The organism is Stappia sp. ES.058, from assembly GCF_900105595.1.
Lineage (GTDB): Bacteria > Pseudomonadota > Alphaproteobacteria > Rhizobiales > Stappiaceae > Stappia.
Window position 1 is genome coordinate 3,933,006 of record NZ_LT629784.1, and the last position, 14,764, is coordinate 3,947,769.

Genomic DNA, 14,764 nt, shown 5'->3' on the forward strand with positions numbered 1-14,764 from the left:
ATTTGAGACATGCCAGATATTCGCCGTACTCTCATTGGCGGTCAGGGACTCGCTGCGCTCGAGACGCGCCTCAAAGAGGATCTGCAACTGCTGTGCTACCCGGGCAAGTCATGGGTACCCCCACGCCAGGGTGTAACGGACGTCACCATCATAGGTGGGGGAATGTGCGGCATGGTGGCTTGGTTTGCGCTCCAGACCGCCGGGATCGTAAATACCCGGGTGCTGGACCGCAGTCCGCGCGGGTTCGAGGGGCCCTGGCTGAATTATGCGCGGATGGAGACCCTGCGTTCGCCAAAGGAACTCACAGGGCCGGCCTTCGGCCACGGTGCACTAACGTTTCAAGCCTGGTACCGGGCCGGTTTCGGAGACCAGCAATGGGAACAGCTCGGACTGATTCCGCGCCCGGTGTGGATGGATTATCTTCGCTGGTACCGGGATGTGCTCGGCATTCCCATTGAAAACGAGACTTCCCTCGACAAGGTCGAGCGCGAGGGCGACGTACTGCGATTGCACTTCTCCGGGGAGACGTCCGGCTCCTTTCTTTCCCGAAAGCTTGTCTTCGCGACGGGCCGCGACGGAACCGGAGAACCGAACATACCGGGCTTCGTCGACGGACTGGATCGACGATATTGGGCTCATAGTGCGGACGACATCGATTTCGATTCCCTGAAAGGTAAACGGGTTGCGGTGATCGGGGTCGGTGCGTCAGCCGTCGACAATGCGGCCGAAGCGCTAGAGCACGGGGCTGCCGAAGTCCGCCACTTCATTCGCCGCAAGCAAATGCCGACAATAAACAAGCTGACCGGTGCCGGCAGCATCGGGTTCAACCACGGTTTCGCCACCCTTTCCGATGAACTGCGATGGCGGATCATGCAATATGTGTTTGCCAGCCAAACGCCGCCACCGAATGGTTCAGTTCGGCGTGTCAGTCAGCATCGGAACGCGTTTTTCCATTTCGACAAGGGCATCGCCGGCCTCAGTGAAACCGGTGGTGCCGTGGAGCTCAAGTTCTCCGACGGGAGGCGCCATGTCGCAGATTTTGTCATCCTCGGCACAGGGTTCAGGACCAATCCGCTTTCGCGCACGGAGCTCGGCGACGCCTCCGGCAACATTCGCCTGTGGAAGGATGTCTACCAACCGCCCGCTGACGAGCATTCGGAGGATCTGGCCCTGTTTCCTTATCTGAACTCAGATTTCAGCTTCAGCGAAAAGATTCCCGGCAAATCGCCGTGGATCAACAATATCTACTGCTTCAACTATGGCGCTACAGCCAGTCTCGGCAAAATCAGCGGTGATATTCCGGGTATTTCCGAAGGCGCTGCATGGCTGGCGCGTGCGACCGCAGCGAAAATCTTTTCCGAAGATGCCGACCAGCATTTGCAGGCTATCAAGGCCTATGACAAGCCCGAACTCGACGGGAGCGAATGGGTGTCGACACAGATGCCGGACATACAAGGGAAGGAGCATATCGCGTGACGAGCCCAAGGACGACAGCGCTTTCGCAAGCCCACGTTTTGGAAGGGTCCGGCCTGGCAAATGCCAATGCGGGGCGTGCGGACATTTTTGAAATGACGCAGGCCGCCGAGGATGCCGTGTTAAGGCCACGCGAGCCGGGAGCCTGGTCTCTTCCGCTGCGTTCGGCGCTTGCCGCCCGGATTGCCCGGCGGAATGGCGAGGCTGCGCTTTGCGACAAGTATGTCGCTGATGCCGCGAATTTCTCTCAACTCGCCGACCCCTCCGTTGATGGTACCGAAGAGGGACTGGTCGAAGTCGTGTCATTCACAGATAAAGTGGCGACCGAGACCAAACGCGTGGGGGCTTCCGACATTGCCGCGCTCAAGGATGCTAGCATATCAGATGAGGATATCGTGCGCTTGGCCGAACTCAATGCCTTTATATCGTACCAGATCCGGGTGATTGCCGGTTTGCGCCTGATGGCGGGAGGCGTTGCGTGAGTGATATTGTCAGGAAATTCACGCGAACGGTGCCCCATTGGCAGCCGCGAATACAGCCAGTTGTTCTTGAAGAAGCGACCGATGAGCAACTGGACGCACTGCAGGTAACACCCTCGAATACCAAGGTGTCTGAGTATGTGCTGACTCTCGCCCATGACGTCGAGACCCTGAAAGTGCGCTCACCGCTATTCAATGCGATTATGTACGGTAAAGGGGGGATGAGCCGGACGGAACGAGAACTGGGTGCCATCAGCGCGTCCGTGGTGAATGGTTGCATCTACTGCGCGGCCGTTCATGCGTCACGTCATGCACAACTCGATCGATCGACAGAAGTCACCGACAACCTCTTCAGGGACGGACCGAACGCGAGTCTCTCCGCGCGCAATCGCGCGATATTTGAATTTGCAAGTGCGCTTTCGGCGTGTCCGCCGGCCCCGACTGGTACGCAGATTGGTGCATTGCGTGAGCAGGGACTTAGCGAGGCGGAAATACTCGACCTTATTCTGTCAACCGCGCTTTTCGGCTGGGCTAACCGGCTGATGCATGTGCTGGGAGATCCCGTGCGGCCAAAAGCCTCCGACAAAAAAGGACGCAGCTGAAGGATCCTCTTAACGGACTGATCATCCACTTCTGGGAACAAAAACGGACGGTCGCCCGGCGTTGTTCATTCGGCGGCGGCGGCCAACCCGATATGACTGTTGTGTCGCTGTTGGTGGAGAGTCAGATCGTCTTAATCAGCCGGTCCGCGACGCGTTACTACTTCAATTTTGCACTATCGCACGGTCTCGCCGCCGCTCATCCTACTGGCGCTATTTCCACCTTGGATGTCGCCATTCAATCATGCTTCTGAAAAGCATGTTAGCGTAAATTCGCGTGCCGCGAAGCGTTCTTGCGGACCGCGCCTGCCGGCTGACAATTATTGCCGTGACAGCGGGAATTCGCGCTGCGAAAGTCGAGACCTGAACCAACGCGGAAGGGGCCATGGCCGGAAACAAGGAACTGAAGCAAGACGCCCGCGACATCTTCCTCGCCGGCGTGGCGGCGGCGGACCCGCATGACGCGGTGGTCCAGGCGCTGCAGATCCATGACGGCGAATGGTCGGAGGCGGGCAGGATCCATGTGATAGCGGCGGGCAAGGCGGCTGTGCCGATGATGCGCGCCGTGCTCGAGACACTGCCCGGCGGCAAGATCGCGGAGGCGCTCGCTGTCACCAATTACGAAAATGTCGCCGAGATCGAAGGCGTCACCGTAATCGGCGCATCGCACCCGCTGCCCGACGAGAACGGCGCAAAGGGCGCGCGCGAGGCGGAGCGCATCGCCCATGGAGCGAAGGCGAGCGATCTCGTGCTGTGCCTGATCTCCGGCGGCGCCTCGGCGCTGCTGCCGGCGCCGGTAGAGGGAGTCACGCTCGCCGAGAAGATCGCCGCCAACGACCTATTGCTGAAATCCGGCGCCGATATCGTCGCCATGAACAGGGTGCGGAAAGCCCTGTCGCGGCTGAAGGGCGGCGGGCTGGCGCGTGCGATCTCGCCGGCACAGGGGCTGGCCCTGATCCTCTCCGACGTGCCGTGTGACGATCTCGCCATTATCGCCTCCGGCCCGACGGTCGCCGATCCGGCTCCGCCGGCAAAGGCGCTGGAGATCGTGCGCGATCTCGGCCTTTCCGACCGCATGGCGCCAAGCGTCATGGCGCATCTTCAGGTGCGTGCTGAGCTTCCGGCGGAGGATTTTGTCCACACGACCAAAAACCGGCTTATCGGCTCCAACCGCATCAGCCTGCACGCGACGGAAAGCGCCGCGCACCACCACAGCTACAAGGTGATCGTCTTGTCGGAATGGCTCGAGGGTGACGTGCAGGACGCGGCCGAGGCCTTCCATGACGCGGCGCGTGCCGCGCCGACCGGGCAGAAGATCGCCATCCTCGCCGGCGGCGAGACCTCCGTGCATGTCACCGGCCCGGGCAAGGGCGGCCGGAACCAGGAGATGGCGTTGCGCTTCGCCGCGCTCTGCGAAAGCACTCCCTTACCAAGGGTGTGGGCCTTCCTGTCCGGCGGTACCGACGGCCGCGACGGCCCGACCGACGCGGCGGGCGGCCTTGTCACGGCGGAGACGATAGCGGCGCTAGAGGTGAAAGGCGTGTCGACGGATGCTCACCTCGCCGAGAACGACGCCTATCACGCGCTTGCAGCGGCCGACGCGCTGGTGATGACGGGCGCGACGGGCACGAATGTGGCGGATTTGCAGGTGCTGCTGCTGGGGTGAACAGGAGTCGATGGCGCGGGTTTCCTTGATCCTCCGCACTGAGTTGATCCACCGTCATGCCTAGTTACGTGAATCTAAAGTTCGCCACATAGGGTTTGCTCCATTCTCTGGCAGGACCGATTGACGGCAGCGAGGATTTGGTCGGCAGACTTGACCCATCGATAGGGTTTGGGGTGTTCGTTGTGGGCTTCGATGAAGACGGCAATGTCGGCCTCCAGTTCGGCGGTGGAGCGGTGGACGCCCCGTTGCAATTGCTTACGCGTCAACTCGGCGAACCAGCGTTCCACCTGATTGATCCAGTTGGCCGGGGTCGGCGTGAAATGCACATGCCAATGCGGGCGTCGCGCGAGCCAGGCCTTGATCTTGGGTGTCTTGTGGGTGGCGTAATTATCCATCACCAGATGCACCTCCGGCCCCTCCGGCGTGGCCTCGTGACGGTTGTAGCCATAAGCCGGATGTGCCAGGGCAAGCGCCTTGATGTGGCTCTTGTGGATCGGCGGCAGATCCTTCAGCCCCTCGAAGCCCTGGGTCTGAAATCGCCGTTTCCATTCGTAGAAGCTGGTCCGGTCAAGGCCGCGCTGCCGACAAGCCTCTGCAACATTGCCGAGTTGCTTCGCCAGTTCGATGACGCTCAGACGGCTCTGAGCCAGCTTGCTGGCCGCATCACGCGGCTCCGATCTATTGGCTGTCGATGATCGTCCCATGGCAGTATTCTCCTATCCAAAAAGAGCATGGATAGAAGCTTAAGAGGACACTTGACGGTAGAGCCATTGTCATACTTGATCGGCGGGGCAACGCTGCTCTTTGCTCTGAAATGATATGCCGGAGGCGGACGGGTCGTTCAACGCGGGCGTTCCAATGAAGGTGCAGCGATAGCAGGCACCGCTTCGGGCGTGACCACGATGGTCGCCCATTCTGGCGGTCCACAGCTCGCGATGTATCTCCTGCCATTGGGAGTACTGAAAAGTATCTATGCCGGACCGGCCAGCCTTTTCTTCACTGCTGGGAATAATGTAAAACTGTTTTCATGGATTTGGCTTGCGTCGATTGCCGGCGCGCCGTGGTTTTTGATTCTGCTTGCCCTTCTCGCCGTTCCGCTTGGTGCATGAGTTGGCTGGAGGTTGCACGAACGTTTTGACCAAACGCTGTTTTGCAAGGTGTTATTTGCTCTTCTCGTCCTCGTTGCTGCTAATTTTGTCTGAGACGGGCCAGCGGATACATTGTTGCGTAGTGCCCGCCGCGACTTCACAAGTCGTCCCTCTGAGCCCATTCTTGAAGCTCTTAAGCGACATACGAGCCCCGGTTGCGCGATATATCATGCGACAAAGTAGTATGCGCTCAACGCAAGGCCCACACCGATAACGACCACACGTAGTGCGCCACCTGGAATGCGTCGGGCCACTCGTGCTCCGCCATAGCCACCGATTAACGCGCCAAAAAGAACTGCAGAAGCTTGGAGCCATGCGACAGCGCCCGCTATGGCGAACACGAGCACCGAAATCGACGTGATAATCGTCGCCAGCCAGTTCTTCTGCGCGTTGGCCATTTGGATATCGCGCACTCCAATGATCGTCAGCGCCGCCATAAGCAAGACCCCCAGACCTGCACCGAAGTAACCGCCGTAGACTGCAAACAAGAACTCTACGCCGCTTGTCAGCCAGAGTGACCCGGATTGCAGACGCGCGGATGCGGACGCCAGTGCCGGGCCAAACGCGAACAGCAATGTTGCTGCAAGCAAAAGCCAGGGAACCAGCCCTTCAAAAGCTACGGATCCGGTTTGGAGGAGCAGACCGGCTCCAAGCAGCCCACCCAGTGCTACTATCGCACTTCGCAAGATCAGTGGTCGGCCAGCGGCTTTTAGTTCTTCCTTATAGGCTGGCACAGCCGCTGCGTGGCCCGGGTAGATCGCGACCGCATTCGAAGCGTTTGCCGTAAGCGGATCGAGGCCAGCGGCGATTAACGCAGGAAAAGTAAAGAACGTGCCGCCCCCCGCGATGGCATTCACGCCGCCGCCAATGATGCCTGCAAGGAAGAGGAAAACGATGATCAGGGGGTCCATGGGAAAACTCAAATCCGCTTTTCGTTGTCGAATAGCAGTTTAGCTGATCCCGGATGTTCGTCTGGTAAGTTTGTGACCTTGTGTGCTTTAGCCTTTGGCGTATCGCCCCGGTGAGATGCCGAAGGACGCGCGGAACTGCCGACCAAGGTGGCTCTGGTCAGTAAACCCCAGCTCTGCCGCCACCGATGCCAGCGTTTCACCATTTGCGATCTTGCTGCGAGCCTGATCCAATTGCGTCGCCTTGAAATGAGCATGAGGTGAAATTCCAGCTTCACGCTTGTATCGTCGGATGTGCCCTTCGCGGCTTTGCGGCCAGTCGGGCATTTCATGATGGTCGTACCGATATTTCGACAGCTTCGGATCGGCCCAAACCAACCTGCCCTCTGAAATTAAGGACAAAAGTGCAGGAAGGTCGAAAGATGGACCATTCTTGCTCATGTCGCACACCCAATCCGGTAAACTCGGATACCGGAGAATGGACGCTATCCAATTGTAACGAACCGAAGGGTCAATATAGGCGTTGAAGCCTTCCCAGTCGTCTTGGTCAGCCAAGTGAACCACGCCCGGTGGGATAATAAGAATTGAATTTGTTAGGACATTTACAGCCTGCCGAGCAAGATTCACCCGTCGCGACCCTTTGGTGACCACCATGACTTGCACGTTCGTATGGACGTGTGGCCGGAGCGGCTTACGTGCCGTCTCAGTCGGAATGCCGAGCTCAATCAAAGGATTGCGAAAATATGTCCACATACCGGTATGGTAGCGCAATTTGATCGGGCAAGAAAGGAGGCATTCAGTGAGCCAAGATCAACGGCGGGAGAGCCCCGCGTTGCTGACAGTCCATATCGGTTTTCTGCACCGCGCCGTCGTTTATCCACTAGGACCTGTCCCCATAAACGGGTTTCGTTGAGGCGTGAGATTTGATTCAACCTCCCGAATAAGGAGGTTGCCATGCGCCGTCACGAATTGAGCGACAAGGAATGGTCGATCATCGAGCCGCTTTTGCCGCGCAACAGCCGGGGTGTGAAGCGTGTCGATGATCGACGCGTCATCAACGGCATCCTTTGGCGTTTCCGAACCGGCTCGTCTTGGCGCGATGTGCCGGAGCGCTATGGCCCACGCACGACGCTCTACAACCGGTTCTGCCGATGGCGTGCGTCAGGTGTCTGGGATCAGCTTCTGGACGCGGTGTCAAAGGCTTACGACGGCGACATCGTGATGATCGACAGCTCTTGCGTCCGCGTCCACCAGCATGGTGCCGGCGCGAAAAAGGGGGATCTGAAGATCCGTGCATGGGACAGTCCCGCGGCGGTTTGACGACCAAGATCCATGCACTGGTCGACACCGAAGGTCGCCCGGTGCGGATCGAACTCACCGCCGGGCAGGCCGGCGACGCGCCGCCTGGGCGACAGAAACGCCCTGATCCTTGACCAGATTCACCGCCTCGAGCTTGAACTCTCGGCTGAACTTCCGTCTCTGCATTCCAACTCTCCAGTTCAAAAAACACCTTAACTCGGTGTCCTCAAAACCGGCAGCAGCTCACATGGCGACAGCTACGGATGTGGAGCGTGATGCGAATTTACCGTCTGCAGCAGGCCTTCGATCCAGCAATCAAAGTTCTGATCCGTCGTTTCCGCGCGTCCGCTTTCGGTGTGCCGCGTGCGATCGGCGATAAAAAACTGGATGCTTTGGATGCCAGCGGTCTTCATCGCCAAGCGAAGATAGCTCGTGGCGAAGTCGGGCTGGGCGCCGGGCCCATCAAGGCGCCCACCTGCGGCCATGATGCAAAGGGTAGGGCGATCCGCGAGCAATCCGGTTTTCCCGGTGGGGTTGGCACGGAAGGTCCGGTTGGGCCTGAGCACGTGGTCGACCCAGACCTTCAGGCCGGAGGGCAGGGTGAAGTTGTACATCGGGAAGTCGATGACGATCACTTCGGCCGCCTCCATCTCGGCGATAAGGCGCTCGGACAGGGCGAGAGATTCGTGGTCTTGGGCGTTTCGTTCCAAGGGTGTGCGCAGGCTGGCCTCGACGAAGGTTTCGTCCAGGTGTGGCAAGGCGGGGCGCGTCAAGTCGCGGTGGCAGAGCGTCAGCGCCGGGTGTGCCGACAGGAGACGCTCGACGGCGCACTGGCCAAGTCGGCGACTGTGGGATTGCGCGGTTCGCGAACTGGCGCTGATGTGGAGCAGCGTCCTCATTCCGCGCTCGTCAGGGGGATGTTGAAGCGCAAGGCGCTGGCGAGCATTCCCTGGCGGAAATAGAAGCGATGCCCCAATGCGTTTGACAGCGGGGTATCGAGGCTCAACCTGCTGCATCCCTCTGCGTGACCTATGGTCTGCACATGGTCGAGAAGCCGCTGGCCAAGCCCGCCGCTGCGCCGGGTTTGCTCGGTCACGAGGTCATCAAGGTAGAGGTGCCGCCCGTGCATCAGGTTCTTCTGAAGCCGGTAGCCCGCCAGCGCCACGGGCCTGCCGTCTTCGTAAATTGCGAGCAGCCGGTAGCCCTCGGCCTCCTGGCTTTGCCAGCGGGCCACGAATTCGGCGACGGTTTTTAGATGCGGGCGCAGTTGCCGCATCAATTCGAAGCAGGTGGCGACGGCGGCGGCGTCCTCGACCGGAATGATCGGGCTCATCTTGCCTCCGCCGTTGCCATGGTGCGAAAATGCAGCGCGCCGGCGATGCGATTCCACGCGTTGATATTGGCGATGGCGATGGTGAGGTTGACCCGCTCGGGCTCTGCAAAGGCGCTGTCCAGCGCAGCGCTTGCGTCCGGGGGCAGTCCGGCCGTGGGCGTCTGGGTGACATGTTCGGCCCAGGCGAGCGCCGCGCGTTCGCGCGCGCTGTAGAGTGCGGTATCGCGCCAGGCGGGCAGCAGGTCTAGCTTTGCCTCTTCAACCCCGGTGCGCCGCGCTACCCGCAGGTGTAGTTCGGTGCAGAAGGCGCAGGCGTTGATCTGCGAGACGCGCAGTTTCACCAATTCGGTTATGGATTTCTCGAGCCCTGAGGCATCGACCGCCTTGCTCATCGCCAGCAATGTCGTCAGTGCTTCAGGGAAGTCCCTTTCAAAATCGGCATAGGTCAGTCTGCGTTTGGTCGTCATGTTGGACATGGCCCCTATAGGTGATATTGTCAGAATCCTGACATTAATATCAGAGTTCTGATAATGGGCAAGACGACAACGGACCCTCCGGAGCAAGGGGAGGGCAAGCGCGGGCAGGATGGCTATCTAGGCTACCTTCTGCGCCAGGCCGCGAACGGCTACCGGAATCGGGTGGAAACGGTCCTGCGCGCAACCCGGCTGACCCAGCCGCAATTCGCCGCTCTGACCATGCTCGACGCCTATCCGGAGCATTCAAGCGCCGATCTGGCCCGGATCGCGCTTCTGACCCCGCAGACGATGAGTACGATCCTGCAGAACCTCGAAAAGGCCGGGCTGATCCTGCGCTACCCGAATCAGGAGCATGGGCGCAAACGGAGAATCGCGCTGACCGAGGCGGGGCGCGCGGTGCTGGCCCAGGCAAAAGCGCTTGTCTACGCGCTGGAGGACGAACTGGCCGAAGGGTTCTCCAGGGCGGAGCAGGCAACGGTCCGTCGCTGGCTGGTCGCGGCGGCTCGGGGCGTTGAGGGCTGACGAGGCAGGGAGGAGGACGGGCTGTGGCTCAGTCGAATTCCGCCACCAGCGCCTCGGCGAAGGCGCGCAGGCGCGGCGTGATTCGGCGCGGTTTGGGAAGGCGAGAGTGAGAGGGGGCCGACAGCGACGGCACCCGCAAGAAGCAGGTCGCGGTCCATCAGCTGATTGTCGACGGTGATGGCGCCCTCGGGGAGTGCCCGACCGGAAAGCACATGGCACTCCAGAAAGGCGTGCAATTCCGGCGCCGGGCCAATGAAATGCGAAATCTCGGCAAGGCTGTCGGGGTGTCGTTGCGACCTAACCAGTCTGGGCTGGCGCGACGATCTCGCTCACGCCGATCCTGATCGGCGTCCTGTCGGCGATTGCCTGTGCCTTGCCCGGCAATTTCCTCATCCTGCGCCGGCAGGCGTTGATAGGGGATGCGATCAGCCATGTGGTGCTGCCGGGCATCGTCGTCGCCTTCCTCGCCACCGGGGTCATTGCCGCCCTGCCGATGCTGATCGGCGCGGCCGGGGCGGCGCTGGTCGCGGTGGTTCTGATCGAGACGATCAAGCGGGTCGGACGGATCGAGCCGGGGGCCGCCATGGGGGTCGTTTTCACATCCATGTTCGCCGGCGGCGTCCTGTTGCTGGAGCAGACCGACACGAGCGCGGTGCATCTCGATGTCGAGCATGCGCTGATGGGCAATCTGGAAAGCCTGATCTGGTTCGACGCCACCGGATGGGGCTCTCTGCTCGATCCGGTGGCGCTTGCGGGACTGCCGACCGAATTGCCGCGCATTGCGGTGGTGGCGGCCGCGATCGCCGTGTTGACGTTCGTTTTCTGGCGCCCGCTCAAGCTGTCGACGTTTGACGAGGGCTTTGCCGCGACGCTCGGCGTGCCGACCGGAGCGATCGGACTGGCGCTCGTGGCCGCCTCGGCGGTCGCGGCGGTTGCGGCCTTCGACGCGGTCGGGTCGATCATCGTCATCGCGATGTTCATCTGTCCTCCGGCGGCGGCCCGTTTGATGACCAACCGGCTGGAGGCCCAGGTCGGCTGGAGCGTCGTCTTCGCCACGCTATCGGCCGTTGTCGGATATGTGCTGGCCGGCTACGGCCCGCTCTGGTTCGGCGCACAGAACGCGGTGAGCGCCGCGGGCATGATCGCGGCGGTGTCCGGCGTCATTCTCGCCCTTGCTTGCCTTGCGGCTCCGCACCGCCGTCGTATCGGTGTCGTTCGGGGGCAGGGCTAGGGTCAGAACCTGTTGCCATGACTGAAATGGCGTTCGAGATGACGAGAGATGCAAGGAAAAGCCCAAAGAGCGGGACTGTTCTCCCGGTCGAGGGCTTTGACGCCGCAGGTCAACGTCAGCTCGAGCATCCTTCGGATCGGGCGGATCCGCACGGAATACCATATCGCAATCCCTTGAAAGGCTCCAGCCTTCCTCGCGATGCTCATCGAGGCCGTGCCCTACAAGATCCATACGGTTCTCACCGACAACGGAATCCAGTTCACCTTTTTGCCGCGATATGCCGACGGGCCGACGGCGCGATACATGACCCATATGTTCGACATGCGCTGCCGGGAAAACGGCATCGAGCACCGCCTGACCAAGGTGAGGCATCCCTGGACGAACGGTCAGGTCGAGCGGATGAACCGGACCATCAAGGAGGCTACCGTCAAGCGCTTCCACTACGATGATCACGCCCAGCTCAAAGCGCATCTCGCCGACTTCATCGACGCTTACAATTTTGCGCGACGATTGAAGACCCTGCGCGGTCTCACGCCCTATGAATACACCTGCAAGGTCTGGACTTCAGGGCCAGAACGATTCAGGCTTGATCCCATCCATCAAATGCCGGGACCGAAAACCTAGCGTCGGGGAATGGTCAGCAACACGCGCTGGCCGCGTGCGGTGATCTCATGAGGCTGCCGAGACATTGCTCCGGTCGTGCCATATGCGGCGCTGCGTTCGCCCGCGATGCGTAGAATCGGGCGACCTACACGATCCTGTTAAAAGAAGAACCGCTGACGAACCGATCTATCTGATCGGCGACCTGATTCCACAGAGCCTGCATGGCTTCACTGCTTGCCCATGCGACATGAGGCGTGACGATGACATTCGGCCGATCAAGGGCAGCTATCATCGGATCATCATCGGCCGCCGGTTCCGTGACGAGCGTGTCGAAACCAAAACCGGCAATCAGGTCCTGATCGAGCGCCGCCAGCAGATCCGCCTCGTTCACCAGGCCACCGCGGGCTGTATTGATGATGAGCGGATGCCGTTTCATCGCTTTGAACTCAGGCATCGCTATCATGTTGCGCGTCTTTTCGCTCAACGGGCAATGAAGCGTTATCACATCGCTCTCGGCAATCACCTGATCGAAAGGGGTATAGAGCGGTCCCAGCCCCTCGACACCCTTATGGGAAGCAAACCAAACCCGCATGCCGAAAGCTCTGGCTATACCGGCAACGCTCTGCCCAATCGCACCTTCACCGATGATACCGATGGTTGATCCGGCGAGTTCCCGGATCGGATGATTGAAGAAGCAAAACTGGCCGGACTTCGACCATTCACCCCTCTCGACATCCTGGCGATATCCTACAATGCTACGCCGCAGGGCGAGCAAAAGAGCAAATGTGTGTTCAGGCACCGTGGCGCCAGCATAATTGCGCACGTTTGAGACCGCTACGCCAGCAGCCTTGGCCGCTTGAACATCCACGACGTCATAGCCGGTCGCGGCTACCTGAATCATCTTCAACCCGGCCGTCGCTGCGGTCTTTATCACTTCACCTGCAAGCGGAACCTTGTTTGTGATGACAATCTCGGCGCCCGTTATGCGGTCAAGAACATCTACCGGGTCCGTGCGTTCGTACTCTATCCATTCATGATCGGTTTCCGGATGCACCAAGTCTACATCGGGGCCGATTGTTTCCCTATCAACAAAAACAATTTTCTTACGTTTGCCGTTCACCGCAGTCCCCAGATCTGTTGCATTATCGCAGTCGTGTTTGACTACGCGATTGACACGAGAAAGAATATGATTACGCGACTTTATCGGCTTTAAAGCGAGCCGATTTTTTGTCCACCGCATAGCGTGATGCGACCGAGGGATCGCGCGCTAGCGCATCGACGGAGCGTATGATATAGTCAGCTTTCTCATCATCCATGAGATAGCTGAAATTTAATCGTACCCAGCCCGGCTTGGCCAGCTCGTCTCCGCTCTTGATTTTCTCGCGGAGCATTTGCGAGGTAGCCTCATCGATCCCAAGCAAATGGTGCGCGTAGGGACCTGCACAAGCACACCCGCCGCGAGCCTGAATCCCATAGGAATCGCTCAACATTTTTGTAAATAGCTGATGGTGGACAAGCGAGCCATCATTCAGCACACGCATGGAAAAAATCGGCAGCCGAGGACCCTTGTCGATCCCGAGAAGTTCGAGCGCGGGATTGTCTTTCCACACCGAAATCGCGCGCGCGCCTAAGGCGCTGTTTCTCTTGTCGATGAACTCTTGCCCAATGGCATCCTTGATCAGGAACACCAATCCTGCCCTTATATCTCCAACCACGTTAGGCGTGCCGGCTTCTTCACGCGCCGATAAGTCGTCGAGATAATCTTGATCATCCAAAGATACAAAGGAAACCGAGCCGCCGCCGGGCAATGTCGGCTTCTTTGCAACTACCGCGGATTTCCTGACGACCAGCAGGCCTGATGCACCCGGTCCGCCGATGAACTTGTGCGGCGACAAAACGATCGCGTCTTTTCCGACCCCATGCGGAGAACGCACATCAATCGGGAGATATGGCGCACCACCAGCGTAATCCCATATCGTCAGAACATTTTCGCTATTCAAAAGAGCGGTGACAGCATCCACATCGGTCACGATACCCGTGACGTTGGAAGCAGCGGAAAAAGCACCAACGCGCAGAGCCCGATCGCGCGTTTGCTCTAGAATGTGCTTGAGCGCCGCCAAATCCGGACCGCCAGCCTTACCTTCCGGCACCGCTATGACCTCAGCGCCGCTTTCACGCCAAGGAAGTATATTCGAGTGATGTTCATATGGACCGATGATTACCAGCGGGCGCTCGCCTCGGCGCGCCGCGACATCGACCCCAAAAAGGGAAACGAGACGGTTTACGCCTGCGGTTGCGCCCGAGCCCGTGAAGATAACCGCGTATTCATCGTCAGCACCGATAAGCTGGGCAATGGTCTCACGCGACTCGTTGCGAAGCCGGGTCATATACCCGCCGCAGAACGAAGCGTCCGTGTGACTATTGGCGTAGAACGGCAGGACACTGCTCATCACGAAGTCTTCGATCTGGTGCAGCGCACGCCCTGACGCGACATAGTCAGCGTAGACAAGCGGCCTGTCTCCGAAAGCCCCCGGTATGGGCGAACCTTCGCCGACAAGCCCTTCCCGAAGCTCTTGAACGCACCCGGCTCCATCCAGGCTTTCCCTGAACTGCCTGAGCGATGAGGTATGGAAACGATTATTCATTGTGCAACTCCATCATCGCGAAGGCTAGAAGGTTCTCGACGCGCAATGCGTCCGAAAAAGAAAACAGGCGCGAATCCCATCCACTCAAACCATTCGGCTACGGAGTGTTCGCACCAACTTGACGAACGTTATGCGACTTCAAACCGCCAGGCAGTTCGTTGTAGTTCCGCAACAAAACGCCCGGCGCGGATATATGAAATCCATCTGTCGCCGCTCCGCCGCACCCGTAGCGATACGGAAGCGGCGTCAAGCAAGCTATTCCCCGAAATGCTTGAAATCAATTCTATTTTTTCCATATTTTGCGCCGCAATGAAGCATTTTATGCTGCATATTATCTTTTAAAAGGCATGTGATTGCGAAATGTTACGCAACCTTCAGTTGC

The 14,764-nt window shown here is 59.5% G+C and carries 15 protein-coding genes and 3 pseudogenes; 9 read left to right on the forward strand and 9 right to left on the reverse strand.

Going from position 1 to position 14,764, the window contains the following annotated elements:
- The first annotated feature begins 9 nt into the window (after positions 1–9).
- The 4 genes from BLU32_RS18335 to BLU32_RS18350 all read left to right on the forward strand — a co-directional run bounded on the left by BLU32_RS18335 (position 10) and on the right by BLU32_RS18350 (position 4,217).
- On the forward strand, positions 10–1,476 hold the full coding sequence (locus BLU32_RS18335) for an NAD(P)-binding domain-containing protein (RefSeq protein WP_093809345.1): 1,467 nt from the start codon (positions 10–12) through the stop codon (positions 1,474–1,476).
- Positions 1,473–1,955: a hypothetical protein gene (locus tag BLU32_RS18340; protein WP_093809346.1), complete on the forward strand. Its 483-nt coding sequence runs from the start codon at positions 1,473–1,475 to the stop codon at positions 1,953–1,955. Before BLU32_RS18335 ends, BLU32_RS18340 begins: the two co-directional genes overlap by 4 nt.
- The gene (locus BLU32_RS18345; protein ID WP_093809347.1) at positions 1,952–2,554 is read left to right on the forward strand and encodes a peroxidase-related enzyme; all 603 of its coding nucleotides are present in this window, start codon (positions 1,952–1,954) and stop codon (positions 2,552–2,554) included. The genes BLU32_RS18340 and BLU32_RS18345 overlap by 4 nt, the downstream gene beginning before the upstream one ends.
- A 382-nt stretch (positions 2,555–2,936) precedes the next feature.
- Positions 2,937–4,217, forward strand: coding sequence for a glycerate kinase (locus BLU32_RS18350; RefSeq protein WP_093809349.1), 1,281 nt, complete (start codon positions 2,937–2,939; stop codon positions 4,215–4,217).
- 74 nt (positions 4,218–4,291) lie between these two features.
- Here the strand turns inward: BLU32_RS18350 and BLU32_RS22600 are convergent, their stop codons facing one another.
- Positions 4,292–4,921, reverse strand: a complete 630-nt coding sequence (locus BLU32_RS22600; RefSeq protein WP_371326941.1) for a helix-turn-helix domain-containing protein — start codon at positions 4,919–4,921, stop codon at positions 4,292–4,294.
- A 189-nt stretch (positions 4,922–5,110) separates the two neighbouring features.
- Here BLU32_RS22600 and BLU32_RS21915 point away from each other — a divergent pair, with 189 nt between their 5' ends.
- Positions 5,111–5,326, forward strand: a complete 216-nt coding sequence (locus BLU32_RS21915; RefSeq protein ID WP_157727746.1) for a hypothetical protein — start codon at positions 5,111–5,113, stop codon at positions 5,324–5,326.
- Positions 5,327–5,532: 206 nt separating this feature from the next.
- Here BLU32_RS21915 and BLU32_RS18365 read toward each other — a convergent pair whose 3' ends face one another.
- Positions 5,533–6,276, reverse strand: coding sequence for a sulfite exporter TauE/SafE family protein (locus BLU32_RS18365; protein ID WP_093809351.1), 744 nt, complete (start codon positions 6,274–6,276; stop codon positions 5,533–5,535).
- A gap of 87 nt (positions 6,277–6,363) precedes the next feature.
- The gene (locus tag BLU32_RS18370) at positions 6,364–7,026 is read right to left on the reverse strand and encodes a helix-turn-helix transcriptional regulator (RefSeq protein WP_093809353.1); all 663 of its coding nucleotides are present in this window, start codon (positions 7,024–7,026) and stop codon (positions 6,364–6,366) included.
- 201 nt (positions 7,027–7,227) lie between these two features.
- On the opposite strand from BLU32_RS18370, the pseudogene BLU32_RS18375 reads away from it, so the two are divergent.
- Positions 7,228–7,673: pseudogene (locus BLU32_RS18375) on the forward strand (IS5 family transposase); the annotation flags it as partial.
- Here BLU32_RS18375 and BLU32_RS18380 read toward each other — a convergent pair.
- The 4 genes and pseudogenes from BLU32_RS18380 to BLU32_RS18395 form a co-directional block, all read right to left on the reverse strand.
- Positions 7,669–7,758: pseudogene (locus BLU32_RS18380) on the reverse strand (transposase); the annotation flags it as partial. The pseudogenes BLU32_RS18375 and BLU32_RS18380 sit on opposite strands and share 5 nt — an antisense overlap.
- Before the next feature lie 71 nt (positions 7,759–7,829).
- Positions 7,830–8,471 (reverse strand): FMN-dependent NADH-azoreductase, encoded by a 642-nt coding sequence (locus tag BLU32_RS18385; protein ID WP_093809357.1) that lies wholly within the window; start codon positions 8,469–8,471, stop codon positions 7,830–7,832.
- The gene (locus BLU32_RS18390) at positions 8,468–8,905 is read right to left on the reverse strand and encodes a GNAT family N-acetyltransferase (protein ID WP_093809359.1); all 438 of its coding nucleotides are present in this window, start codon (positions 8,903–8,905) and stop codon (positions 8,468–8,470) included. The genes BLU32_RS18385 and BLU32_RS18390 overlap by 4 nt, the downstream gene beginning before the upstream one ends.
- Entirely contained in the window at positions 8,902–9,372 is a 471-nt protein-coding gene (locus BLU32_RS18395; RefSeq protein WP_093811293.1) for a carboxymuconolactone decarboxylase family protein, read from the reverse strand. The genes BLU32_RS18390 and BLU32_RS18395 overlap by 4 nt, the downstream gene beginning before the upstream one ends.
- A 63-nt stretch (positions 9,373–9,435) precedes the next feature.
- Here BLU32_RS18395 and BLU32_RS18400 point away from each other — a divergent pair, with 63 nt between their 5' ends.
- The 3 genes and pseudogenes from BLU32_RS18400 to BLU32_RS18410 form a co-directional block, all read left to right on the forward strand.
- Positions 9,436–9,903 (forward strand): MarR family winged helix-turn-helix transcriptional regulator, encoded by a 468-nt coding sequence (locus BLU32_RS18400; RefSeq protein WP_093809361.1) that lies wholly within the window; start codon positions 9,436–9,438, stop codon positions 9,901–9,903.
- A gap of 343 nt (positions 9,904–10,246) precedes the next feature.
- The gene (locus BLU32_RS18405; protein WP_256371448.1) at positions 10,247–11,134 is read left to right on the forward strand and encodes a metal ABC transporter permease; all 888 of its coding nucleotides are present in this window, start codon (positions 10,247–10,249) and stop codon (positions 11,132–11,134) included.
- 180 nt (positions 11,135–11,314) lie between these two features.
- A pseudogene (locus BLU32_RS18410) lies at positions 11,315–11,758 on the forward strand (integrase core domain-containing protein); the annotation flags it as partial.
- Positions 11,759–11,882: 124 nt separating this feature from the next.
- Here BLU32_RS18410 and BLU32_RS18415 read toward each other — a convergent pair.
- Together BLU32_RS18415 and BLU32_RS18420 are read right to left on the reverse strand one after the other, a co-directional pair.
- The gene (locus BLU32_RS18415) at positions 11,883–12,857 is read right to left on the reverse strand and encodes a D-2-hydroxyacid dehydrogenase (RefSeq protein WP_244501740.1); all 975 of its coding nucleotides are present in this window, start codon (positions 12,855–12,857) and stop codon (positions 11,883–11,885) included.
- Positions 12,858–12,927: 70 nt separating this feature from the next.
- Entirely contained in the window at positions 12,928–14,382 is a 1,455-nt protein-coding gene (locus BLU32_RS18420) for an aminotransferase class V-fold PLP-dependent enzyme (RefSeq protein WP_093809367.1), read from the reverse strand.
- Positions 14,383–14,764: the final 382 nt, after the last annotated feature.